This is a genomic window from Emticicia fontis (assembly GCF_054779675.1).
This window is the reverse complement of record NZ_BAAGXU010000003.1, coordinates 17,191-41,512: the sequence shown is the minus strand read 5'-3', so window position 1 is coordinate 41,512 and position 24,322 is coordinate 17,191. Positions and strand designations below refer to the sequence as shown.

Below are 24,322 nucleotides of genomic sequence, written 5' to 3'. Positions count from 1 at the left end.
GTCAATCGTAAATTATCAATACTATTTTCCTAACGTATTATGAACTTGATTCCTCTGACTAATAGAGGATTTTTCATAAATAAATAGCTAAGTAAAAATACCTGATTTTGCCCGAAATGTTAAGATTGTCATAAAAAACTAGGTGTAAAAACTTGATTGTATCGGTATTTTTTTGTATATTTATTAATAATTTTTCTCATTACCTATTTCATTTCGACAAGCTAATTGGTATTTTTTTACATTCCATCATGATACCACTTTGGCTATTTATCACCTCAAAAAACTTTTATGGATAATCATCAGCCGCTTAAACACGTTGCTATGTCGTTTTCGGGTGGAGGCTTCCGTGCCGCTGCCTTTAGTACAGGTTGTCTTAGTTATTTAAATAAATGTGGTGTATTACCGGAAGTATCTTTTATGGCCTCAGCCTCAGGAGGCACACTGGCCAGTTTGTCTTATGCGTATTGGCTTTATCAGGGCAAGACATTTGATGAATATTATGCCCACATGAAAGAGTTTCTGCATGGTGAGGTAGTCCTGAAGGCTGCTTTTGATATATTAGAAGACGATGCTACCTGGGAAGCCACACCAGAGAAAAGCCGTAACCTGATTAATGCTTTTGCTAAAGTATATCACGAAAAATTATTCGCTGGAGGTACATGGAATGATTTCTTTAATCCAACTATTAAAGAACACGTCAAACAGGTATGTGCGAACTCTACCGAGTTTAAAAATGGCTTATCCTTTCGTTTCCAGAATGTAGGTACTAATCAGAGAACCGGAATAATTGGCAACTATGCCTTATATCTGAAAGATAGTAAACCCTTTGATACATTAAAAAAAATAAGATTGGGCGATATTACTGCCGCTTCATCTTGTTTTCCTCTCGGATTTGAACCCCTCTTGTATCCAGAAGATTTTACTTACGGTATTTCAGGCAAAGAATCTTTATCTAAAAAAGAGTTGTTTGATATAATGAAATCTCAGGATGCCTATAAGAAAATTGCCGACGAAATTTCTACCAGCGACAGAAGCAATAAAGATTTGCAGGAAAAAAGAGGTGTAAGTCTGGAAACACAATTGACACAGGCATTGGAAAAAAAAGACGAAGAAATTTCAATAGACGATCAGGATAAATTTTCGTTTGGGCTGATGGATGGAGGTATAGCAGATAATCAGGCAATACAGAGTTCAATGCTGGCTGATACCCGTAGAAATGGGAAGTTTGGTACCCTGATTATTTGTGATGTTACCAGCCCTTTTATGGATGCTTACTCATTGCCAAAGGTCGAAAAGACCTTCTTAAATGGGTTTTCTTTACGTTTCTGGGGAATCATCTATGTGGCAGTGATAGTTGGCTTAGGAGCAGGATTTTATTTTACCCAAAGCAAAGTAATGATTACCATTGCTGCCATGATGGTGGCTTTGCCTGCTGTATTAGGATATATCTTATACAGACAACTGAATGATGGAACCGCTAAAGACAATACCTGGACTAAAATGATAAGAAAATACCTGGGCTATTTTTTTACAATTCCTGTAGCGTCCCTTTCTCAGATGATCCGGGCACGAATCAAGTCCACCGGAATCATGGTAGCTGATGTCTTTCTGAAACGGATTCGTAGTATGTGGTATAGTAAATTATATGAAAGCAAAGATTGGGAGAATAGACGGGTATCAGTGATGATTTATGAACTCAGCAAAGACCATTTAAAAGTGACAGAAGCCAGATCCAATAGAGTAAAAGGCTTGAAAACGATTGCCTCAAAATTAGAGCCAAGCACAGAAATCCAGAATGTTGCAGAAATAGCCTCAAAAGTAGGTACTACTCTTTGGTTTGATGAAAATGATGTCAATCGGGAAGCCTTACAATGCCTCATTGCTACAGGCCAGTTTACGATGTGTTATAACCTGATAATGTACATCTCTGAATTAGAGCTTCAACAATCCAGTCTGGTTACAGAAGGTATGCATACATTGAAAGAAAAGCTATTGGCTGACTGGAACCTGTTTCAGAAGAATCCTAAGTTTATGGTTTAATATTGGCGAAAGAACGTGGCTTGTAAACTTGCTTACAAGCCACGCTTTGTCTTATTTCTTGCTTTTTATCGCATTATATTCTTCAACTATTTTTTTGATGTCTTTGGCTTCGTAGCCATCCTTACCTATTTTCTTCATTAACTCGGGTGCATCGGCAAAAAACTCTAAGGCAGTATCCATAAAATCATTTTCCTGAGCCTTGCGAGTTCCCATATTTACTTCTTTTCCAGGGGCATTTCCCCATTTAAGATAGTAATGCTTGGCCAGGATGGTTTCATTCACAAAGGTTTGTCGGTTATTCACCGTTTCAGCTTTGCGCGTATGTTCAGTGGCTTCATACGAAATAAGGCTTAAATCTCCCTTCACAACATAAGCCCCTAAAATAGTCCCATTTTTCTCTCGCTTTTTATCGTTTTCAACCTCAAACTGGGCATATTCTCTCGTACCCTCAGGTAAAGTTTTAGTAATAGACTGCACGTCTTTATTCTGAATCGTTGATTTTTTACTCGTTGTAGCGTCTTTAAAAGTAAAACTATCGTTAGCAATGGGCGAGGTGCTTCCTTTCAGCACTGAACCGTTTTTCAGAGTAATTTCGGTAGAATAATACTTTACTTTTTTATTGATTGTCTGGCAGGCAAATAAGCCAGTCAGGAGCAGCAAAAACGAAACATATCGTTTGCTAAATCGGGCAAGAGAAGCGGTCATCTAGTTAGTTTATTTTTCTTTGGTTATGATAATAATCAGCTTTATACAATGCTAATCTTTGCCAAGATAGTAAATTTTGAGTGATTAATAACCAGGTAGAAATATCGGGCTTAAATTCTGTAAATTTAATAACTATATCAAAACTATCGGGCATACTAAGATTGATGAAAGATAAGGACTATTTAGCTGAGAATCGTATTGCGCTCTTTTGGTATCAGAACCTGCTCACATCTTAAGCGTGAATTCTTTAAACTTGTTATTCTTCATTATAATGACTATTTGAATGAAAGTAAGAAAATAGGAAGATAATTGACTGAATGTATGAGATTCTCTATCTTTGGACATATCCAAAAAAGCGAGATGACGACAAATCAACAGATTGATAAGATACTGGCAGTTTTATATAACAAACAGGTAAAACAAAACTTAGATTGGACAGAATTACCCAACTATGATGACCTTTGCAAGGAACTGTTTGCCGAGATACCTGATTTATCAGAAAGACAGTATCAGAATCTGCTCTATATGCTTGTCAGTAAGCGTTTGATAAATACTCATGCAGAAACAAAAGATGAAACCTACTATAAGCCCATCAGCTTGCGACCGGAGGTTATAGAATGGTATGGAGAATTTCATTCCTATCTAGATTATCTGGATTACCTCGAAGAGAAAAGACAGCCCAAAGCGTTCAAAGAAGATTTTGATGATATTGACTCTGAAGAAACAGAACGAAAATCAATCTGGGCTAAAATACCTATCTGGGGAAAGATATTATTAGTAATAGGAGTAGTAGCCATTATCGCTGTGGTTGCAATGGGCCTTGAATAAGTTATTTACTCACAATATCTTAATGTGCTTTATTTGATTGTCAATCAGCTAATTTAAAAAATACCGGAACAATCATCTGAAAACTCATAGGTTTTCCATCTTTAGTAGCTGGCTTCCATGTAGGCATCAGCTTTATAATTCTTATGGCCTCTCTTTCAAAAGCTGGATTTGATCTTTTAAATATTTCAATCTCATCAACGGAGCCGTCTTCTTTTACTTGAAAACTTACTGTTACCTCACCCTCAATATTTTCTCTCCTTAAAACTTCCGGATAGCGTAATTTACTATTAATAAAATCTTTCATAGTTTGCTCTCCTTGAAACTCAGGCTTTTTAACGATGCTTTCGGAGCCGTCTTCCTTATAATAGAATTCCTTAGTTCTCTTATGGGTTTCTCTATCATAGATATATAAATACTCCACCTGCCCGTTGTTATAGAAACTCATGATGCTATCAGCAGGCTCATCATTTTTATAGGTTTCTATCATTTCGAGCATACCATTCTCGCGGAAGTATTCAAATTTTCCGTCTTTTATTGTAAATTCAGGATCTTTATAATAGCCAATCATCTGCACTTTCCCACGAGCATAATAATCAATCTGCTTCCAACGACCATCATTGATTTTAAACCCTTTTCCGAAGAACACAGCATTTTTCTTGTTTTTAATTTCATTCCAATCCTTATCATAATAGAACATAGTGGTATCTTTTTGAGCACTCGCTAAAGATACTTTAAGAATGATAAGTAGAATAATAAAGGGTTTCATTGTGCAAAAATTTTGATTAGTCACTTTAATAATATGATAGACAAAATTATCGATTTTTAAATACCCAACCAAGACTGAAAAATTATTTAATCAGTGATTTCTCCTAGCGCTTTTAGCCCATTCTTCTTTATTTGATTATAAGACCGATAGGCTTGACCGAACAGCACAAGCAAAAAGCCTTCAAGGAGTGTTACACACAAAACAATAAATCCAATAAACATGAGAGTAGTATTTAGACGCACATGAAAAGATTAATATAAATATACGATTTTCTTACATCTATGTTTATCAAATGGTACTTTAGTTATAATCACTCAATCAACGGCCCGCGCAGACTCAATTTCTTAGAACACCTCCCCAAAATTAAAATACAGGTTCTTAGACCCATCCCCGCCAATACCATAATCAATCGCTAAATTGGCTCTTGAAAATTTATTGACTCTGATACGTAAGCCAGCACCAATGGCAGGAATAAGCTTCTCAAATTTATTGTTTGTAATCTCACTCACCGTTTGCAGATTAGAGAACAATACACCCCCCAGAAACTGATTTCTGGTAAGAGCAAATCTATATTCTGCTTCAAAGTACATTAAGTTTTTGCCTCTGAATCGCCCTTGAATAAAACCTCTGCCAGTATTGACATTCGTATCCCAGCCTGTACTGGGCATATCTAAATAAGGTACAGTACCACTGGTAAAAAAATTATAAGACCAGAACGCCAGTATATGATTCGTGTTTCCACTCAGATTAAAATACTTTCGGGCATCAACCAGCAAAGATTGATAATTGGTATTACTGCCCAGACTTTTAAGGCTTTGCTTAAATACAATATTGGTATAAAAGCCTTGGGTAGCACTCAAAGAATTAGTCCGGCTATCAAACAGCAAAGAAAGCGTGGGGCCAGATGAAACAGATTTACCCGTAATACCCAGCGTATAATCTGAAATATGCTCTACCTCATCTCCTTTAATGGCACTACGTATTTTCCAGTGATAATCAAATTGGTAACCAATACCTACATACAGATTTTTGCCAATGCTGCGCATAAGAGTCTGATACAATTTCAGATACCTGAAATTCATATCAATGGCATTCTCTAAAGAAGTATGCATCCCTAAGCCGTAGGTAGCCTGAGGATAGTTCATCAGACGCCAGTCATTAGAGAAATAGTATTTATTATTTTTAGAGAAATAGCTGGTAGTATATTGCAGTATCGTTTGTTTATTCTGGGTATAAATGGCTAATAAATTTAGTACTGAAACATTCGCATTGGTATTTCGTATAGCCACATTGGTAACTACTTGTAATAAAAACCTGCTTTGAGGAGCATAACCTGGAGTAGGAAGAAAGGCAATCACTCTACCACCCTCTTTTAAGGAGGTAGAATCAGTTTTTCGGGGTTTTCTGACATTGAATACGTTTCTGAATAAATCAGCCACATCTCGCTGCTGAGAATAGGGGATTTGACCCAGGAGAATCGTTGGTAAAAAAAACAGAATAATAATAATGCGTACTCGTCTGTCCATACTCTCAACAGAAGCCAGAATGTATTAAATGCGGTAATTAGAGTTACTAAAGGCAAAAAGGATTAATGCCAGATAGTATCATTAGTATATAAACGAAATAAAACAAAAAAGGTGGCAAAAGGCCACCTCTCTTTCAAAAAATTCGCTAACAAAAAGACGTAGAATTAAAATAGAGCGATGAGCTACCATAATAAAACGAAATATCCTGCAAAACCCAAACACACCTGGCAATCGTTTATTATAGCAACCCACCACCTGCTTTCCTGACTGATTATTCCTGACAAATCATAGCTACTTACATTGTTTTCACTTCTAAACCCAATTCATAAGTCTATTACAGCAACCGCAGCATTTTGCAGTTTTGCATTTCCAATTTTACATTTTTCTGTTTAACTAAATCCCTCTGCTCCATGCCTTCTGCACTCAATTCACTCCACTTCTCACATAAGCCGATAATACCTTGTTTATTTCATGAATCGGCATTTCATCTGATAAATTCACTTTGCTGAGGGCTTCTACAAATGGAAGCTGGTCTGAAAATACTTCTTTAATATTGGCAGCCGTTAATGGATAAATAGCTGATTGACTATTACGGCTGAAATAATATTTGCTCACGAATTCATCTTCCACATTACCTTCTCCGGTTGTCTGACCAAGATTATAGAATATCACCGATAAACCCTTAGGAGCATAAGCTATGGCGTAGTCTTCGTTATTATAGGTACGATAATCCCGATTGCTTTTACGGAAACCCCAGATGGCTGACTTAGGATATTTAGTTTTTTCAGCATTTTCAATCAGAATCACTTTATTGTCAAACTCACGGATATGATTATCCTTTGATTTATTATCAAACCCCATTTCAGGTATACCACTCTGAAACTCATTTGCATTCAGGAAAATACCATTCTGCGGCATCTCTGTCGCGTACGATGTTGTCGTTGTGTTGTTGGCTACCAATGTTGTAGCGGCTATTTGAGCGTTGGCGAAAAATGGCAAGGTCAAGATGCCGGCCATAATGATGTTCTTTTTCATTGTCTTGTTTGAGTTTTAAAATAATATAATGATTTAATTAGAATAGAGTAGAAGTAGGTCTTATCATAAAATCTTATATTATGCTTTCGTTTTAAATGCTTTTTGCCGTTTTGATGCAACAAAGTAAAGGGGGTAGTCTAAAAGTGATTTAAAATTTATATTAAAGGTGGGTTAAAAACAAGGTTCACAGGAAAATCAGGGGAGTTCAAAGATATAAATCACGGAATGCCCGATTTCTCTTTCTGAAAACCAGCCTGTTGCTTAATATTGAACTTGTTTTATGTGTTACCTTAAATTGTATAAAAGCTGATGATTTCAAAAAGGAAACTTAAACCAATAGGCTGGGGATTGTTGATTCTTTTGGTATTAATGAATATTGCTGCCTTTTTTCATGCCTATAAATTTACCCACTTTAGCAGTGACAATATAGCCAGAACTAAAGACCCTAAACAATTGTCATTAGTGCGTAGGCTTAAGTCTTTGGCATTTGGTATTAATAACCCAAGGCCTACCAACGGCCAGTTTCCGACAAAACCTTATCAGACTATCAGACTAAAAAGTAACAAAACTATTGAATGTTGGCTGATAAAAACGGAGAATGCTAAAGGCACAGTGGTATTATTTCATGGGTTTGCGGGTGAGAAATCATCTCTCCTGGAAAAGTCGCTTATTTTTGAGCAGATGGGATATAATACCATGTTGGTCGATTTTATGGGTTCAGGTGGCTCTGAAGGTAACCAGACTACCATTGGTTATTTTGAAGCCGAAGAAGTAAAAACTTGTTTTGATTACCTGAAAACTCATGGAGAACGTAAAATTTACTTATGGGGTACATCAATGGGTTCAGTAGCTATCATGAAAGCTATCAGCGATTATGATATTAAACCCACAGGTATTATAATTGAATGCCCTTTTGGCTCTATGTATAAAACCGTTTGTGCACGATTCAGATTGATGCACGCACCCACCTTCCCGATGGCAGGATTACTGGTTTTCTGGGGAGGGCTACAAAATAACTTCTGGGCATTTGGACATAATCCGATTGAATATGCCAAAAAAATCAACTGCCCGACAATACTAATGTACGGAGAGCTGGATGACAAAGTAAGTAGAGAAGAAATTGATGAAATCTTTGCCAATATACAGGGGAAGAAGCAATTAAAAACTTATCCTCTAGCAGGGCATGAGAATTACCTGAATAAATATGAGCATGAGTGGAAAACGGATGTCTTACTTTTTTTAGATGCCCATTAAAGCTTGGTTGTCGCTATCCTTAATAGTAAGTAAATGAATAATTTCTTTTTCATTTACTTACTGAATATATGTCTGAATCACTTAGAATCCTTTAAAGAACTATTTTATACCAATAGCCCTCATCAAAGCATCTGGCCCCTGAACTACGTCTTCAGCACCAGCCTGGCGTGCCTGTACTCCATATAAATCAGCTCCTTGTTTCGAACAATAAATTAATGTCCTGATTGGGTTTTTCATAGCACTTAATAAGGAAATTCCTGCCGACGAATTGTATTGCCCATTCTCATCGCGCCCCATATCAGAAATAACTAAATCAAAATTATTATTGGGTTTGTTTAGCTGCTCCAAAGCCTCATTTGTCGATAAAGCAGATATTATTTCAATACCGGCTTTATTCATAATTTCTCGTTCTATTACATTATTTTTGGGTCTATCGTCTACCCATAGCACTCGTTTAGGCAAAACTCTTGCAGTTGAAGCCTGAGCTTTATTATATATTTTTGAATCTGACGATGTGGCATCTGTCACCACATTTACCAGACCCTTTACTACATCAGATAAACCCACATCTTGCCCTCCTACGATAAGTTCGCCAGTATCGGCCTTTCTGAAAAGATCAGATAAAAATATTCGGGTAACAAGATACCCACTCATGAAGCCAAGTATAGGAAAGTACAGAATAATAGCATTAGCGAAAATCGTAACAACTGCTATGTTTTTTGTTATCGCAATGCCCTTGGCAATTAGTTCTGAGTTATCTCTCAATAAATTGGGTATCTGATTCAGATTCACTAATCCTAAACCAACAATTATTTTAGTTAACCAATCAGAAATCTGCTCTAAATTAGTATTCACTCTCTGGCTATAAGGATTTGTATTGCTTGCTTGGGATGATGGCGTAGCGCTCCCTGGTGAAGCAGGTGCAGCAGGAGGCACTACTGGCGCATCTGATTGCAGTACCCGAGGAATCCCAAAAAGAAAACCCACAAATCCACCTAGTAGCAAGCATGCCAATGCAAGCAATAAGGAAGTCATACCATTTGCTATTGATTGAAAATAGGTAAACCCTAAGCCAATGGTTAAGAAAAGAATAATAATCAGCATCATTGGACGGAGCACTCTTGTAGTAAGAATATCCGAATCTGATATTTTTGTAAAGTTTTTCAAGTCTGAGAAATTCATTGGAATAAGAAAGGTAAATAATTGAGTATTTTCTATATTGATGTGTTTATAAACATCGATGACCCCAAAATTTATTTTGAGCTGATGGCCTCAGGTTTTGTATAAAATTGTAGAAGAAATACGTTGCAATGAAAGTATTTCTGGTATTTTTATTTTAAGGTTTCTTTTTGTTTGAAATACATTAATAGGAATAATAATAATTGATAATCATGCGTATAAATAAAAGAGTTGTTCTATATACACTTACCTGTGTGCTAGGATTAAATCTTGTTATGGCACAACCAGTGACCCAGAAAATTACTATACCTCCTATTCCTGCTTCGTTAGACTTTGCAGGTGAGAAGGTACCCTTAAATAACCCCATAGTCTATGAACAGCTAGAACAAGAACTGATAAAGAATGTATATAAGCATTCATCAACTTTGATGATATTGAATCGTGTGGCACGATATAAGGAGAAAATGCTGAACATATTAGCCAAAAATAAAATTCCAGAAGATTTCTTCTATTTATCCATCATCGAGAGTGAGTTATGGCCCTATGCCAACTCGGGTAAAGCGGCGGGCTTCTGGCAGTTCCGGGATTCGACGGCAAAAGAATACAAGCTGGAAGTAACTAAGTTTGTTGACCAACGTCGGGATCTTGACTTATCAACCCAAGCAGCATGTAATTTTCTCAATAACCTGAACAAGACTTTTAAAAACTGGACATTGACTGCTGCCGCCTATAATTCAGGGCGCACAACTATTATGAATACTCTACGAACTCAGTCAGTGCAGTCATATTATGATTTACACCTGACTTTGGAAACCAATGATTACGTATTCAGAATATTGGCTTTGAAACTGATTTGTGAAAATCCTGCTAATTATGGTTTTGTCGTCAGTAAAGCTGAGCCTGCGGAGCCAACCGAGATAGTTGAAATAAAAGAAGATATAAATCTGATAGAGTTGGCTAAGAAATATAATACCAATTATAAAACCCTTAAATACTATAACCCATGGCTGGTATATAATCCGGGTTCGGTAAAGTCAGATAAATACTATGAAGAAAATAAGCTAATGAATGTGATGCTTGAAGTAAAAGAAGGGAAAAGCTATAAGTTTTTAGTGCCTAAACGATAAGTATTTTGCAAGCTATGTCCATTTAAATTTCTCTATGACTTTAATGAAAACATTCAATTTGGAAGACTTAAAATGCTTGATAAGTATTTTAAATTCTGTAAGAGACATGAGAAGGATATTTCTCCTCAAAAAATAAAAAAATTATTAAAAAAAATTAAAAATTCGCATTTTTGTTCAAAAAATATCTCGAAAAAGTGCTATTTCTTTAAACAGAATAAAATTACAAAATCCATATTAAATATAAGTTCTGGACATAAAATTTATCCTCTTTTACAAAATTTTATATTTACGTCTATCCTGGATATAGTAATATTTTTCTTAAAAAATATATCCGAATGTTAATGTTTATTATAAGAAAATTAAAATTTTTCATATCTTTGGCATGAAAAGTGCTTAAAATAATACAAAAAATAGGAGTTTTGAGAGGAAGAAATTTTTTTTTTGCAAGAATGTGAGGTTTTCTTTGGAAAATACAAAAAAATAAAATAAAATTTGTAATCAGTCTATCCTATAGACTGATTACAGCAAAAGTTGTTTTAGAAAGTCGTAAGATTTTATCTTACGATTTTTCTTTTTTTATAGGTCATTAAGTCTTACGTATATCTATTAAATAAAAAGCAAAACCTCATGTTGACAGAGGTTTTGGCATGTTTGTTTTTCGGCGGTCTAAATTGTTTAAACTAAAAGCAGTGCACTTTCTATGATTAGCAAAAGTCATTTGAGAAAATCGATGGGTTATCTCAATTTGTTTTATATACAAAATTTAGGATTATATTTGAAGAAAACAAGCATATGTCGTAATTTTTGCCATATATGTCTTAGTTTATAATCAATCTTATTAAACTAAGATATATATACGTTTTTGTTTAATAAAAACAGATTAAAGCTAAACATGCAAATAAGAGGTTTGTCATCGGTGTTTATAGAGAGAGTTGAAGAAGTGAAACTACAAACTTTTAAAGTATTAATTAATCAATTACCAACTTGACAAAACTGCGTAAATACAATTAAAAAGATAGCAACAGACTTAATATTCAATTTATCAGACCAGATATTGTACTTTTGGTTGGCATAAAAAATACACTTATAACTTCCTCGCAGTAAGCAATGATATTAGCAGCAGCACAAACTAATCCTGATAAAAGAAGCACCATCGAGAATATCATACAACATCTATTAATGATTGAAGAGGCTGCTCAATACAAAGTGCAATTAATTGTTTTCCCCGAAATGTCTTTGACGGGCTATGAACGTGAGCGGGCAAAAGAATTGGCTTTCAAACCTGATGATATAAGATTGAATGCTTTTATTCAAAAAGCGGAGTTATATCAGTTAACTATTGTTATAGGTGCACCTATTAAAATCGACTCAAATCTATATATTGGCGCATTTATTATACAACCTGACGGATCCATAACTATTTACACTAAGCAATTTCTACATGATGGCGAAGAGAAATTCTTTTCAGCCGGTTTAGCTAATAATTCCGCCATCAGCATAGCCAATGAGAAGGTTTCTGTAGCTATTTGTGCTGATATTACTAATCCGCTGCATCCTGAAAATGCGCACAATAAACATACAAACTTATATATAGCCAGTCTTTTTTATACGCCTAATGGTATTGCCGAAGCTTACGAACAATTAGGCCAATACGCAGAGAAATATCAGATGAATGTTTTAATGGCTAATTATTGCGGTGAATCATATAGCTTTAAAGCAGCAGGACAAAGCGCTTATTGGAATAAAAAGGGTAAATTGCTAGCGAGCGTAGCAAATGAGGAAGGCTTATTAATTATTGATTCGGATAGTCAGGAAATATTTCTACCTTTTGAAAAGTCGACTCAGCTAATCTAGAAAATTTTGAAAGAAAATATCCAGTTGAAAATAAAACGATTAATCACACAATGAAAGACCTGATTGTCAGAGCCGCAAGAAAAGAAGAAATAGACCTGCTGATAGCATTTGAACAAGGCATTGTTGAAGCCGAACGCCCTTTTGACAGTACTTTGAAAGAGGGCGAAATCCATTATTATGATTTACTCCATTTGATAGAATCTCCCATTGCAGAGGTAGTGGTTGCCGAATTTAATGGCGAATTGATAGGTTCTGGCTATGCCTTAATTAAAGAAGCTAAGCCCTATCAAAAGCATACGCATTATGCCTATTTAGGCTTTATGTATGTAAAGCCCGAATACAGAGGGCAAGGAATAAATAAGGCTATTCTGGAAGCACTGAAGCAATGGGCTATCAGCCAGAATATCAGAGAAATCCGATTGGAAGTATATGATGAAAATATAATTGCCAAGAAAGCCTACGAAAAAGCCGGATTTAAAGCTAATCTCCTGGAAATGCGGCTTGAATTAGAAGCTGAATAATACTAACTAAATATTGATATGGAGAAGATTTTTGAGGCAATTGACAAACAGACAGCATCGCATTACCTTTGGGGAGATAATTGTTATAGCTGGGTATTGGTAGATAGTATAGGCTTATCTGTCAAACAGGAGTCTATGCCAGGTGACACGAGAGAAAAGCTTCATTTTCATAGCCACGCACAACAGTTTTTCTTCATTCTGAGTGGAACGGCCACCTTTTATCCTGAAGGTGAAAAAATATTGGTAAGTGAGCAAAAAGGCTTATTAATAAAGCCTGGTACCAAGCATTATATAGCCAATGAGACGAATGAACCCCTAGAGTTTCTGGTAATCTCTCAACCAACAACTAATCAGGACAGAACTACGATTGAATAAAATTGCAATGGATGAGTATTCGAAAAAAGTAAGAAGAACAGACCGACAAGAAACAGAAGAGGAATTTCTTATCGACTTATTAAAGGAGTCAGCTTCCTGCTCAATTGCCATTGAAAAAGAAGGGTTTCCGATAATGCATGTAGCGTTTTTTGTGTATGATGAGATCAATCGGGAAATTATTTTCCACTTTTCAAAACACGGCTATGCAGGGCAAGAAATAACAGATGGAAAGAGAGTATGTGTTTCGGTCTATAAATATGGAAAACTGTATACCGCAGCCAAAGCCGTTGATTTTGGCTGTGAATACCAGAGTGTAATAATTTATGGTAAAATACGAATAGTAACAGAAGAAAACGAGCGCATGAATGCCATGCAGGTATTCTTTGATAAATTTTTTGAGCACATTCCCAAAGATACTTATGAACCCATGACATCGGCACAAGCCAAGCCTATTTATGTAGCCAAAATCAAGATTGACAATTGGTTTGGTAAACAACATCTGGTGCCACAGGCTGCCTTAGATGCTTTTTATTATCCGGCATCTCCGCTTATTTGATTCTTTCAGATAGTTTATAAAAAGGTAAAGACGCAAAAATTGCGTCTTTACGAAATAAACAAACTTTTAAAACAAAACTACGAGAATTATATTGAGAAAATTTTATACCGTGAGCAGTTAAATTGGGCGAAGCAATACTACTTTCACAGTAGGATATTGCGGGTTAAATATAAAATCAGGTTAACAAAAGGGAGATGTCCGCTGATGTTAAATACTGGTTCTGTAAATATAAAAAAGATAAAGCGGTTTAGTGAATTTTTAGCAAATTTTTATTTTAAAATATTATTAAAAGGCCTTTTCATAATATTTTATTATTTAAATCTTCAATTTAAAATAAGCAAAAACAGACCATTGCTTAATATGCAACAAACTGCTTGCTGAAATACTTATTTTTTCTTTTACCATTTAATAGTTTCTCTAAAAATCTCCAGTGCCGAAGTAGAATGATTCCCAAAAGGCCTGGTAAATTTCTGTGATTAAGTAGATAAAGATATTCAAACTGTTAAGCCAATTCATCATATTCTTTAATTAAAGTGCTGAAAAAGCCTGCCATCTAAACTACAAACTTAGGCAATATTCCCCTTTCTATTTGCTAATGCAATGGCTTTATCGGGGTTTTGCTTAAGTAGAGCCAATAGAAAGTAAACCCTAATTATCTGGTTCAGATGATGGTTTGCATCAATTAATCCTGAGTAAAGTACGACTGAATAACTGATCCAAACTATCTATCGAAAGCCTAATTCTGCACTCATCGCAGTTCGGAGCAGCAAAATGGTTTCTACTGGACAAATATCCAAAAAGTATAATCAGCGGATATTATTTCTGATACGGCTCAAATGGCGTGGAGTTACGCCAAGAATCGATGCCAAATATTGTAGTGGGATATGTTGCAGCAGATGGGGCTCCTCTTTCAGCATTTTTTCGTAGCGTTGTTCAGCATTCAGCACAATCAGGTCGTGGCGGCTAGCATCAATTCCACAGATAGATCTTTCAAGCAATTGTATATAAAACTCCTTAAAACCGGGCACTACATCAGCCAGTTTTTTCAGATTGGGTTTATTAATCACACTGATACTACTATCAACCAATGCACGGATGTTCTCACGGGCAGGCGTTTCACCAACAAAGCTGGATAAAGATGCCAGAAATGTATTTTCTAAAGAAATATAAGTGGTTATTTCTTCGCCTTCTTTTAGTGAATAATATTGAAACATACCACTTTCAACAAACCCGATATACCTACTGGTTTTACCTTCTTCTACTATATGGTCATTCTTCTTAAAATTCTGCAATGTAAAGGCATTCAGAATGGTTTCCAGAGACTCTCCGCTAAAACCCATCACTTCGAATTGCTTTTTTAGTTTAGTAGGATGAGACATAGTTTTAGGTTAATCGACTTTGACAAAGTTAATAGTTTTATACATAAACTAACTGATTAAATTATTGAAAGTCAGTGCTTTTCTTTGGAGAAAATGTCTTTATTATTTGTTAATTTTACCTATACTAAAATCCTGTCAATTAGAATAAAATTATGGAAATTTCAGCTATTAAAGATTCTCTCTTCCGGGAGGCGGTAGAAGCGATTGACAAAGGGAAAATTCTTACTTTACAAAATTTGCTGGAGGCAAATCCTCAGCTCATTTACACTAGACTTGATTCGCCTGCCGAAGGTTATTTTAAATATCCTTATCTGATTTGGTTTGTGGCCGATAATCCTATCAGGAATAAAAAACTACCTGCCAATATTGTAGATATTACCAGATTACTAATTGAGACTACTAAGAAAAACACTTTTGATAATTATCAATACTATATAGATTATACGTTGGGTTTGGTTTCAACAGGGAGCATACCTCGTGATTCTGGCTTGCAGATTGAAATGATTGATTTATTAATTGATGCAGGGGCATCTCCGGGCGGTGGGGTAGGGGCATTAGCGCATGGTAATATTGATGCTGCCAGACACCTGATAGAAAGAGGTGAAGAGCTGACTTTAGCAACAGCCATTGGTCTTGATAGGATTGATGATGTAAATAGCTTACTAAAAAATGCCAATGAAACCGAAAAAGAGATTGCCTTAATGATGGCTGCATTTTATGGCAAAACAAAGATGATTAAACTGTTAATTGAGCATGGGGTTAATGTTAATGCTTATCTTTCACCCTCATCAGGGTTTCATCATCATGCCAGTGCTTTGCATCAGGCAGTGCATTCTACCGATTTAGAAGCAGTTAAAATTTTGGTGAATGCGGGTGCAAATCTTGAAGCAAAAGACCTTGCTTATGGAGGTACACCACTTGGCTGGGCTATGTATATGCAGACAGAAGAAACAGACATAGAGAAGATAAAGAAATATGCTGAAATTGAGGAATACCTGCTTAGTCTGATGCAAAATCAGCAATAAAACATAAAGCTCAGCGTATGTATAATAGCTTATTCATACGCTGAATACTTGTGTTAATTTTCGGGTAATATTACATACTCATTTGCTTCTAAAATCTTCACCAAGCCTTTTTCATCTATTGTCATTATTTTCTCCATCGCTTTTAGATAAGCATCGTTTTCATTCATTCGCGCAAAATCACCATTAACAAAATGTCCCTTATTTTCTTTAGTCAGAACATTGATAATAGATTTCGGAGTCATTCTTACTTCTTTCATTTTATTGCCATGAAAAACCAGATAATAGATTTCTTTATTGCTGATTTCTCCATCATATTGCTGAGAACTTCTACCATAACCGCTGCCGGCGATAGAATTATTTATTAGCATAGGCACTAGGTCGCGCACATACTTTTTTAGAAACTTTACTTTTCCACTATATAACTGTTCATAATATCGACCATTAACAGTGATAAAATCATGACCATCTAATGTAAGATGTACATTACTTATGGGCGTAATTTTATCAGCTAGTTTGACCAACAGCACATCGTTTGCCAGATCTAGCATGACAGGTGCTGTTATAGGAGCAGTAGAGCTGTCAATAGCAAAAGTGATTGGTTGAAAAACATCTATAAAAAATGGGCTGCCTAAAAAACTAACCGATCGGGGCAGATAATTTGCTCCTGCACTAACACTACCTGTCTGTACCTTTACTTCAACTGTTGTTACTTTTTTTCCATCAACTATCTCTACTTTGGGTATCTGCGTGCTCAACATATAATTGAGACCTTGAGCATCGCTTGTCGAATAAATCGTAATGGCAATAATCAGAATAATGTAATTTTTCATAGTCTTGAATATTTATTGTTTTAGCCACTCTATTGCTTGCTGGATATACCGCGTCTGATTAGGATCTTCGACATCAGGCGCCACTTTTTTGCCGTACATTTTCCTGGTTCTATCTGCCATCGTCGAAACCGTCAGGTAAAGTATGGCTCCATCTGGCATATTGATATTTTGATTGGCTGTTGATAGACCGCATGTTGGCAAACCGAAGAATTTTGTATCTGGTCTGGCTTTGAAAGCAATGGCAATGGCTTCTCCAGAGCTGGCCGTGGCTTCATCTATCAATACGGCTACTTTAGGGTTTGGCTTTCTAAGTACATATGGGTTGTCCATCTGAAATCCAATGGTTACCCCGTTCTTATAGCCCCATTCGTTACTATAATTGTCAGGGTCAATAAAATAACCAACGGTTCCTTCACCTAAGATTGGGCCGATTCCACCCAGCATAGGCCACATATTACCTCCACGGTTATCTCTTAAATCAACAATCCATCCTTTAATATCATCATTATCTGATTTTTTGATTTCATTCTGAATCGCTTGTGCAAAACTGGTTGCTTCTGCACTCTGACTGGAACCAGAAAAAGTACCGACTTTCACATAACCAATCGTCTTATCTGTTGTGGGTATGATTGGTGTCGTATTAGTGCAATACACAGGGTTATTGTTAGATAAGTATTCTCCTTTAGCAGTTACAAAAAAACTATGGGAATCCTGTAATTGAGTGAGTGCAAATTGAATTGCTTCTTTAGCTTTTGAGTCATCCAGACTTTGCGCACCCGATGCTTTTGTCAATACATTTTTTTTGAAAGCCTCCCATGGAATAGTTTTACGATTAATGGCGTATTTTTCCATGTTTGATACAAGAATGCTGAGATAAGCTTCAACTTCCGGATTAATTGCTGGTGTAGCATCTTTCTGGCAAGCATAATTGAAAAGGCAAATGTTTGTCAATAATAAAAGGTAGAATAGTCGTCTCATGCAAAAGGTCTTTTAAGTCTCAGCTTAGAAAATTTTCTAAGTTGTGTTTAAAGACCTAATGCATAAACGTACGTATAGGTTGTATGAAATAAAATATTTTTACAGGAATAGTACAATATTATCTAAAAACAGTTATTTATAAGCGCTTATAGTATCTAATACTTTTACATTTTTCGGTTTTTATCCTGGTTTAAAACTCTTCCCCAATTAATTCATGATTTACCATTGCTCCGGTAGTTGCCCCTGAGGCTACCGACATAGCCACCGAGCGCATAGGATTTGAATTATCACCACAGGCAAACACACCTGGTACAGTAGTTTTCTGAAAACCATCTATCTGTATTAACCCATTGTCAGCTAATTCACAACCCAATACTTGTGGAATATTAGAATGTTGAACAAATACAGGTCTTGAATAAAGCGCATCAAGCGCAATAGAAGAACCATCAGCTAATACTACTTTTTCTATATATCCATTGGTGTGAACTAAAGAATCTATCCCTGTTTCTATAACCCTGATATGATGCTTTTCAAGCTTTTCATTTTGCTCTTCTGTTAAAGTCGATTTACCATTAGTAAAGAGCATCAGGTCTTTTGTCCATTGATTAATCAATTGGGCATAGTGCATAGCCGCATCACCATTGGCAATAATGCCCGTTGTCTGACCGTGTATTTCATAGCCATGACAGTAAGGACAATGCACCGCTGAAATCCCCCAGCACTCAGTAAAACCATTGATTTCAGGCATGATGTCTTTTATACCTGTGGCAAATACTAGTTTTTTAGCATGGAAAACTTCTCTCTTTTCAGTTTCAACCTCAAAACCTTTTTCGACTTTCATGGCATTGATGGCAAGTCCATTATAAAATTCGACGGTCTTATATTGAGCTATTTGAGACAAGGCTATATTTGCTATTTCTTTAGGTTTTTGCCCGTCTTGTGTAAGAAAATTATGCGAATGAGGTGTTTGTCTATTGCAAGGCAGGCCACTATCAATTACTAAAACTTTTCTTAAAGCACGGCCTAAACTCATAGCTGCGGATAGTCCAGCATAACTCCCACCGATAATGATTACTTCAAACTCCTGACTATTTACCATTTGATGATGCATTTTAAAATTGTTGAAACATTATTCGGCAAAGATAATAATAAATTGAAAATGCAACAATGTTGCAAATATTCTTTTTTAATGAAATGGCAAACCAAATAAGGTAAACGGGTCTGGCATAGTATTTTAACATTGTTTTCTAACAAACAAATCATTAAATCCATGTACAGACTTTTGATTTATCTCGTATTGCTGTTACCAGCCACTTCTCAAGCACAACGTGTAGCCAATTTTGCCTATAAAAATTTTGCCGCCAAAGACTTTGAAGCCTACGGCTTCTGGGTAAATGCCAATCAGGTAGGCGACATCAACTATTCTTATAAAACACCCGAAGGAGACATCAAAAGCATGAAACTCCAGTATGAGGGGGGTGATATGCTGAACGGTGAAAAGGCATTTAAAGTGCTTTTCCCAAACAACCTGCGCTTATATATAATCCCCAAAAAGAACAATACTTTAAAAATTGCCAGTCTCGACGGCAAATACTCAAAAACTTTCCGCTGGCTATACGAAGGCCCCGTTAAAGGCAGAGGAACCTTCTGTGATGCCTGTGCCGAAAATGCTTCGGAGGCTACAAGGCTATTGAGGGAATATTATTTGAAGTAAATTACCATTTACTCCCCAAAACCCGCCATTCAAGAACCAAACCCTGCCATCCAAGCATTTATAGTTGGGTACGCACATATTTACAATGAACTTTGTGGCATCAAAAGCAGATAAAACCGCCAGAAATGCCATGAAAACTTTTTACAATAATCCACTAAAGAAATTTCTTAACTATCCTATTGCCTGCATTATATTCCTTTTTGGCATCATAGATTTAAGAAAACTGTTAAAGAACCTATAATATGGATTGATTAGCTATTACTTAAAAAATTGAACCTTAGTAAATATTTGCCATGAAAAAGCTTTAAAAATTGCTGTTATTATAACTATTTACAAATATTGAACAATTTATTGATTCAGAATTAATTAAATATTTAATATTATTAGAAATTTCAATATATTCTGAAAAATTCAAATAAAACCAATCTTGAGTACAAAAGCCTTTCTTCGTAAGAAAAAAGGCTTTTGTGTTAAAAACTCCCCTTTAGGGGTCGGGGGCGGAGTTGTCCTAATCTTGCAACCCCGTCGTATTAGCAGGCTTCTCAAAAGTCCACTCAGTACGAATCAACTTCTTCTGCGCCGGATAAACCTCATCTAGCGTATTCGCATCATACACTCGGCCATTCTTCACAACCATCTTCAATGTATTCGAGTTACGGATATTCTCCAACGGATTTTTATCCATAATCAACAAATCAGCCAGTTTACCCTTCTCGATACTTCCCAAATCCTGGTCTAAACCTAGGGCTTTAGCACCCAAAATAGTGGCTACCTTCAAAGCATCATGATTTTTCATACCCCCACTTTGCATCGACCACAATTCCCAGTGATACCCCAATCCCTGAAACTCACCGTGACTACCGATACCAGCCAATGAACCACTCTCTACCATTGATTTCATCGATTTCGCATGTTTCTGGAACACGTGTTCTTCCGGTAAAAACCACGTACTTACCCGACGTGTCTTCTCTGCCAATTCATCATACGGCATAAAATTCTGCATCTTCTTGTCATGATACGGATTCTCAGTCTCAAAATAATAGATTTCAGCAAACGGCCCGCCATACGATACCAATAGGGTAGGCGTAACCGCCATTTGCGAATAGGCAATACTTTTCACCACATCATTATATAACGGATATACGGGAATGGCATGCTCATGACCCGGATAGCCATCCAGCAGGTTCGTCATATTCAGCTTATAATTCAATCCACCCTCAGTTGTCGGCATCAACTTCTGGTCTCTCGCAGCCTTGATAATCCACTGGCGACTCTGACGATTCCCTGTCAGATACATCTTGATATACTTCGAATTATAGTATTTGCTATACTGTTTCAAAGCATTAATAGCCCCCGTTGAATCCTTGATATTATACGCCCAGAAACCAACACCCGGTCCGGTAGAATAGATTCTCGGCCCGGCAATTTTACCAGCCTCTACCATATCACCATAGGTAAATACGTCAGTAGTAGCCGTTTGAGGGTCACGTGTTGTCGTTACACCATAAGCCAGGTTAGCGGCATACACCCATACCTGATTCTTCTGGATACCCCACTGTGGCCACATATGCGAGTGCGTATCCACAAAGCCCGGCATCACGGTCTTCCCTTTCACATCAATCACCTTGGCCTTACCCGTATTTTTAATTGTCCCGCTTTTGCCTATTTCCTTGATACGATTATTTTCAATCAAAATATCCCCGTTTTCAATCACCTCATTGCCTTTCATCGTAATCACGCGAGCACCTTTCAATAAGACTGCCCCCGATGGCATATCTCTGCTGAAATAGATTTTTATCTCGTTTTCTTCCGGTTTATACTTAGGCTCTTCTTTTTTCACCGTTGCTTTCTTGGCATCTTTCACTTTCACGCTATCGGTTTTAATCTTGATAGTATCCGATTTCGCCTTGTTCAACGAATCTGCCTTGCGTTTTTCTTCGGCTTTCTTCGCCACTTTTACGCTATCATCAAATGTCTTGGCTCTTTCCAGATCATATACAATATGATAACGTCCCAGTGACCAATGCACTTTCTTCGAATCGCTCGACCACGACGGAAACTCTCCACCCAATTCAGTCAGCTTCTTAGCCGGAAACTGGGCTGAGCCCGCATCTGCTACCGATATACTCACCGTTTTACCTGTCTTAGGTACATCAAGCGTATAAATCTCATTATTAATCTGCGCCAAAGCCTGGTCGCCATCCGGTGCCATGATAATCTGCGAAGCTGGCGACGGACGGTTTACTTCCATAGCCTGAGCCGCTTTTTCTGATAGCATACAATTATGCGCAAAATCTTCACCCTCAATGCTCATCCCATAGGTTGTGATACCCGTTACTTTTACGTGCGTTTTTTCATCCGTACCATCCCATTTAATAGATTGTAGGTCACCATCACTACCGCTCAGATAAATGCGGTCTGTCTGGTTACTCACAAAGTGTGGTGTAGAGCGATTACGGGCTTTATCTATCACCGTAACAGCGCCACCATTGGCATCTATCCAGCAAATATCATCTTCCGAGCCATTGGCCACAGGCCCAACCGAAGATTTATACGCTTGCAGACGGGTACGGATAAACACAATGCGGTCGTTTTTAGGCGTCCATACAGGTTGGGCATATAAAGCAGCGCTTTGCGTTAATTTCTGTAAATTCGGCGTACCATCAACATTTACTTTGTATAAATTACCCCCTTCAGGTGTCCATGTCGTAAACACCAGATTCTTACCATCGCTCGACCACGCCGGTTGCGCTTCTGTGAAGTCATTAGTACTAATCAAACGAGGCGTACCGTTCGGATAATCAGCCACATACAAACGATTCAAGGCCGTAAAGGCTAACTTCTTGCCATCCGGCGATGCCACTGCATCACGAATCTGAGTAATCAAAGCATGCGTAGTATCCGAAATCGGATATTTAAATTCCAGTTGAGGCCCCATTTCAATCTCCATATCTACATTGAACGGAATCTCCACAGGTTTCTCCCCACTCACACCTATCTTATAAATTTTACCGCCATAAGAAGCAATCAGCGCCTTATTATCAGGTGTAAACGACATTCCCGGCAAAACCCCCATCGTAGCAATAGACTCCTGATCATCACGCTGGATAGGGTAGGCCAGCCATTTTTCGTCGCCATTCTCCAGATTACGCAGTATCAGCCCCGTTTTGTCTTCATACCGATTCCCATATACCAGCCATTTGCCATCGCCCGACAGCGTAGGTGTAAAGGCCGAGCCATATCTCGACGTAATCGTGGTACGTTTGGCATTGTCACGGTCATAGACACCAATCTGGTATTGCGGCATCATGGCGTTGTAATTCCACGCCCCGAAGCGTTGCGAGAAATAAATGTAGCGGCCATCATGACCAACAGCAGCATCAATTGTTTTCAGGTTCGCAGGCGCATCAATTAGTTGAACCCCTCCGCCACCGTCGTGGTGCACCATCCACAATTGCACGTTCATCCGGCCTTTCGAGTACACAATATATTTGCCGTCGGGTGTCCAGTCGGCCGACGTAAAATTCTGGTCGCGGTCTTTGGTTACCTGCACCGTATCTTTTTTCTCAAAATCAATATACCATACATTGTCTGACCCCGTGCGGTCCGAGATAAACAACAGCTTTTTACCGTCGGGACTATAGCGCGGATGTGTATCAAAAGCCATTCCCTTAGTTACATTCGTAGCCTTACCTCCCGCAAACGGAATAGTAAACAAATCGCCCATCATATCAAACACAATCGTTTTGCTATCCGGACTCACATCAACCGATAGCCACGTGCCCTCGTTGGTGTTCATACGCATGGTGCGTGAGGCTTTCAGCGGTAAATCTTTATAACGTATATACTTGGTCGTATCTTTGGCTACTTTGGTAGTATCCTGCAACGAAAGCAAGAGCCGCGAAAAGCTGCGACCTTTAGAAGCAAAGACACCAGCCACCACGCAGCACCCAATGCCCATACTCAGTAAAGCTGTTTTCAAGGTAAATCTAGGTTTCATTTAAGAGAAGTTTTTATTGAAGTGTTTTTTGGTAAAAATATTAAATTTTTTGAGGATTTGGGTGAGGTGGTGGTAAATAAACGCTGATTTTCTGCAACCACCCTGTCCTCTTTCAAAAAGGTTGATACCACAAGCTCAACCTTTTCGGATATTCGTCACCTTCTCCGGTTCTGTTTGAGTGGTTGGCACCTGGAAATCATCGCTTCGCCGCTTCGCTGCTGCGCTGCTGTCCCAATTCAAAAAGGTATTCACCGTAGCGTCTACCTTTTTCCAGTGCCACTTCCAGAAAAAAGCAATCCACTAAATTTCCAACTTAAGTTTGTGTTTTCAAAGTGTTTGAGGAGGTTTTTGGTAAAATCAGACTGTTGAAGAAGGAGAGGAGTTGGCAAATCGTAGAGACGTAATACATTACGTCTCCATTGGTCTATGAATAGGGAAAACGGTCATTGGGCTTTTAGTAACATATCTTCAACGTATATGATTGAACATATCTTAGCTGCTTTGAGAGTATCTTACATCGAAATAAAGAACTGCGAAAAGGAGTGACAAGAGATCAGCCACCACATAGTATCCAATGCTAATATTTAGCAAAGCTGTTTTCAGTGCAAAGCTAGGTTTCATTTATTGAAT

20 protein-coding genes are annotated in these 24,322 nt (G+C 37.3%); 10 read left to right on the top strand and 10 right to left on the bottom strand.

What is annotated here, in order from left to right; translation table 11 throughout:
• Positions 1-288 precede the first annotated feature (288 nt).
• Positions 289-2,040 (top strand): patatin-like phospholipase family protein, encoded by a 1,752-nt coding sequence (locus ACYVFA_RS02590; RefSeq protein ID WP_460470232.1) that lies wholly within the window; start codon positions 289-291, stop codon positions 2,038-2,040.
• Positions 2,041-2,091: 51 nt separating this feature from the next.
• Here ACYVFA_RS02590 and ACYVFA_RS02585 read toward each other — a convergent pair whose 3' ends face one another.
• Positions 2,092-2,745: a hypothetical protein gene (locus tag ACYVFA_RS02585; protein WP_460470231.1), complete on the bottom strand. Its 654-nt coding sequence runs from the start codon at positions 2,743-2,745 to the stop codon at positions 2,092-2,094.
• Positions 2,746-3,105: 360 nt separating this feature from the next.
• Here ACYVFA_RS02585 and ACYVFA_RS02580 point away from each other — a divergent pair, with 360 nt between their 5' ends.
• Positions 3,106-3,573, top strand: coding sequence for a hypothetical protein (locus ACYVFA_RS02580; RefSeq protein WP_460470230.1), 468 nt, complete (start codon positions 3,106-3,108; stop codon positions 3,571-3,573).
• A 40-nt stretch (positions 3,574-3,613) separates the two neighbouring features.
• On the opposite strand, the gene ACYVFA_RS02575 is transcribed toward ACYVFA_RS02580, so the two are convergent.
• The 3 genes from ACYVFA_RS02575 to ACYVFA_RS02565 form a co-directional block, all read right to left on the bottom strand.
• Positions 3,614-4,339, bottom strand: coding sequence for a TonB family protein (locus tag ACYVFA_RS02575; protein ID WP_460470229.1), 726 nt, complete (start codon positions 4,337-4,339; stop codon positions 3,614-3,616).
• A 344-nt stretch (positions 4,340-4,683) separates the two neighbouring features.
• The gene (locus ACYVFA_RS02570; protein WP_460470228.1) at positions 4,684-5,865 is read right to left on the bottom strand and encodes a BamA/TamA family outer membrane protein; all 1,182 of its coding nucleotides are present in this window, start codon (positions 5,863-5,865) and stop codon (positions 4,684-4,686) included.
• 423 nt (positions 5,866-6,288) lie between these two features.
• The gene (locus tag ACYVFA_RS02565) at positions 6,289-6,900 is read right to left on the bottom strand and encodes a hypothetical protein (RefSeq protein WP_460470227.1); all 612 of its coding nucleotides are present in this window, start codon (positions 6,898-6,900) and stop codon (positions 6,289-6,291) included.
• 309 nt (positions 6,901-7,209) lie between these two features.
• Between ACYVFA_RS02565 and ACYVFA_RS02560 the strand changes: the two genes are divergently transcribed.
• Positions 7,210-8,154, top strand: coding sequence for an alpha/beta hydrolase (locus ACYVFA_RS02560; RefSeq protein WP_460470226.1), 945 nt, complete (start codon positions 7,210-7,212; stop codon positions 8,152-8,154).
• A gap of 99 nt (positions 8,155-8,253) precedes the next feature.
• Here ACYVFA_RS02560 and ACYVFA_RS02555 read toward each other — a convergent pair whose 3' ends face one another.
• Positions 8,254-9,336 (bottom strand): DNA-binding transcriptional response regulator, encoded by a 1,083-nt coding sequence (locus ACYVFA_RS02555; protein ID WP_460470225.1) that lies wholly within the window; start codon positions 9,334-9,336, stop codon positions 8,254-8,256.
• Positions 9,337-9,608: 272 nt separating this feature from the next.
• Here ACYVFA_RS02555 and ACYVFA_RS02550 point away from each other — a divergent pair, with 272 nt between their 5' ends.
• The 5 genes from ACYVFA_RS02550 to ACYVFA_RS02530 all read left to right on the top strand — a co-directional run bounded on the left by ACYVFA_RS02550 (position 9,609) and on the right by ACYVFA_RS02530 (position 13,766).
• Positions 9,609-10,460 carry a lytic transglycosylase domain-containing protein gene (locus ACYVFA_RS02550; RefSeq protein ID WP_460470224.1) on the top strand — a complete coding sequence of 284 codons (852 nt, stop codon included), beginning with the start codon at positions 9,609-9,611 and terminating at the stop codon, positions 10,458-10,460.
• 1,107 nt (positions 10,461-11,567) lie between these two features.
• Positions 11,568-12,314: a carbon-nitrogen hydrolase family protein gene (locus ACYVFA_RS02545; protein ID WP_460470223.1), complete on the top strand. Its 747-nt coding sequence runs from the start codon at positions 11,568-11,570 to the stop codon at positions 12,312-12,314.
• Between the two features lie 50 nt (positions 12,315-12,364).
• Positions 12,365-12,835, top strand: a complete 471-nt coding sequence (locus tag ACYVFA_RS02540) for a GNAT family N-acetyltransferase (protein ID WP_460470222.1) — start codon at positions 12,365-12,367, stop codon at positions 12,833-12,835.
• 18 nt (positions 12,836-12,853) lie between these two features.
• Positions 12,854-13,210, top strand: a complete 357-nt coding sequence (locus tag ACYVFA_RS02535) for a cupin domain-containing protein (RefSeq protein ID WP_460470221.1) — start codon at positions 12,854-12,856, stop codon at positions 13,208-13,210.
• Positions 13,203-13,766: a pyridoxamine 5'-phosphate oxidase family protein gene (locus ACYVFA_RS02530; protein ID WP_460470220.1), complete on the top strand. Its 564-nt coding sequence runs from the start codon at positions 13,203-13,205 to the stop codon at positions 13,764-13,766. Before ACYVFA_RS02535 ends, ACYVFA_RS02530 begins: the two co-directional genes overlap by 8 nt.
• Before the next feature lie 806 nt (positions 13,767-14,572).
• On the opposite strand, the gene ACYVFA_RS02525 is transcribed toward ACYVFA_RS02530, so the two are convergent.
• Entirely contained in the window at positions 14,573-15,145 is a 573-nt protein-coding gene (locus ACYVFA_RS02525) for a Crp/Fnr family transcriptional regulator (RefSeq protein WP_460470219.1), read from the bottom strand.
• Positions 15,146-15,297: 152 nt separating this feature from the next.
• Between ACYVFA_RS02525 and ACYVFA_RS02520 the strand changes: the two genes are divergently transcribed.
• Positions 15,298-16,170, top strand: coding sequence for an ankyrin repeat domain-containing protein (locus tag ACYVFA_RS02520; protein ID WP_460470218.1), 873 nt, complete (start codon positions 15,298-15,300; stop codon positions 16,168-16,170).
• Between the two features lie 53 nt (positions 16,171-16,223).
• Here the strand turns inward: ACYVFA_RS02520 and ACYVFA_RS02515 are convergent, their stop codons facing one another.
• The 3 genes from ACYVFA_RS02515 to ACYVFA_RS02505 all read right to left on the bottom strand — a co-directional run bounded on the left by ACYVFA_RS02515 (position 16,224) and on the right by ACYVFA_RS02505 (position 19,089).
• Positions 16,224-17,000 (bottom strand): hypothetical protein, encoded by a 777-nt coding sequence (locus tag ACYVFA_RS02515; RefSeq protein WP_460470217.1) that lies wholly within the window; start codon positions 16,998-17,000, stop codon positions 16,224-16,226.
• A gap of 12 nt (positions 17,001-17,012) precedes the next feature.
• Entirely contained in the window at positions 17,013-17,978 is a 966-nt protein-coding gene (locus tag ACYVFA_RS02510; RefSeq protein WP_460470216.1) for a S41 family peptidase, read from the bottom strand.
• A 190-nt stretch (positions 17,979-18,168) separates the two neighbouring features.
• Positions 18,169-19,089: an NAD(P)/FAD-dependent oxidoreductase gene (locus tag ACYVFA_RS02505; RefSeq protein WP_460470215.1), complete on the bottom strand. Its 921-nt coding sequence runs from the start codon at positions 19,087-19,089 to the stop codon at positions 18,169-18,171.
• A 159-nt stretch (positions 19,090-19,248) separates the two neighbouring features.
• Between ACYVFA_RS02505 and ACYVFA_RS02500 the strand changes: the two genes are divergently transcribed.
• Positions 19,249-19,692, top strand: coding sequence for a hypothetical protein (locus tag ACYVFA_RS02500; protein WP_460470214.1), 444 nt, complete (start codon positions 19,249-19,251; stop codon positions 19,690-19,692).
• A gap of 508 nt (positions 19,693-20,200) precedes the next feature.
• On the opposite strand, the gene ACYVFA_RS02495 is transcribed toward ACYVFA_RS02500, so the two are convergent.
• A complete protein-coding gene (locus ACYVFA_RS02495) occupies positions 20,201-23,692 on the bottom strand; it encodes an amidohydrolase family protein (protein ID WP_460470213.1) in 3,492 nt (1,163 codons plus the stop codon).
• Positions 23,693-24,322: the final 630 nt, after the last annotated feature.

Excerpts from the sequence above, each read along its gene's own strand:
- ACYVFA_RS02520 (WP_460470218.1), top strand. The coding sequence starts at position 15,298 with ATGGAAATTTCAGCTATTAAAGATTCTCTCTTCCGGGAGGCGGTAGAA.
- ACYVFA_RS02570 (WP_460470228.1), bottom strand. The coding sequence starts at position 5,865 with ATGGACAGACGAGTACGCATTATTATTATTCTGTTTTTTTTACCAACG.
- ACYVFA_RS02495 (WP_460470213.1), bottom strand. The coding sequence starts at position 23,692 with ATGAAACCTAGATTTACCTTGAAAACAGCTTTACTGAGTATGGGCATT.
- ACYVFA_RS02515 (WP_460470217.1), bottom strand. The coding sequence starts at position 17,000 with ATGAAAAATTACATTATTCTGATTATTGCCATTACGATTTATTCGACA.
- ACYVFA_RS02540 (WP_460470222.1), top strand. The coding sequence starts at position 12,365 with ATGAAAGACCTGATTGTCAGAGCCGCAAGAAAAGAAGAAATAGACCTG.
- ACYVFA_RS02555 (WP_460470225.1), bottom strand. The coding sequence starts at position 9,336 with ATGAATTTCTCAGACTTGAAAAACTTTACAAAAATATCAGATTCGGAT.
- ACYVFA_RS02535 (WP_460470221.1), top strand. The coding sequence starts at position 12,854 with ATGGAGAAGATTTTTGAGGCAATTGACAAACAGACAGCATCGCATTAC.
- ACYVFA_RS02590 (WP_460470232.1), top strand. The coding sequence starts at position 289 with ATGGATAATCATCAGCCGCTTAAACACGTTGCTATGTCGTTTTCGGGT.
- ACYVFA_RS02585 (WP_460470231.1), bottom strand. The coding sequence starts at position 2,745 with ATGACCGCTTCTCTTGCCCGATTTAGCAAACGATATGTTTCGTTTTTG.
- ACYVFA_RS02525 (WP_460470219.1), bottom strand. The coding sequence starts at position 15,145 with ATGTCTCATCCTACTAAACTAAAAAAGCAATTCGAAGTGATGGGTTTT.
- ACYVFA_RS02510 (WP_460470216.1), bottom strand. The coding sequence starts at position 17,978 with ATGAGACGACTATTCTACCTTTTATTATTGACAAACATTTGCCTTTTC.
- ACYVFA_RS02575 (WP_460470229.1), bottom strand. The coding sequence starts at position 4,339 with ATGAAACCCTTTATTATTCTACTTATCATTCTTAAAGTATCTTTAGCG.
- ACYVFA_RS02550 (WP_460470224.1), top strand. The coding sequence starts at position 9,609 with ATGGCACAACCAGTGACCCAGAAAATTACTATACCTCCTATTCCTGCT.
- ACYVFA_RS02580 (WP_460470230.1), top strand. The coding sequence starts at position 3,106 with ATGACGACAAATCAACAGATTGATAAGATACTGGCAGTTTTATATAAC.
- ACYVFA_RS02500 (WP_460470214.1), top strand. The coding sequence starts at position 19,249 with ATGTACAGACTTTTGATTTATCTCGTATTGCTGTTACCAGCCACTTCT.
- ACYVFA_RS02545 (WP_460470223.1), top strand. The coding sequence starts at position 11,568 with ATGATATTAGCAGCAGCACAAACTAATCCTGATAAAAGAAGCACCATC.
- ACYVFA_RS02565 (WP_460470227.1), bottom strand. The coding sequence starts at position 6,900 with ATGAAAAAGAACATCATTATGGCCGGCATCTTGACCTTGCCATTTTTC.
- ACYVFA_RS02560 (WP_460470226.1), top strand. The coding sequence starts at position 7,210 with ATGATTTCAAAAAGGAAACTTAAACCAATAGGCTGGGGATTGTTGATT.
- ACYVFA_RS02505 (WP_460470215.1), bottom strand. The coding sequence starts at position 19,089 with ATGCATCATCAAATGGTAAATAGTCAGGAGTTTGAAGTAATCATTATC.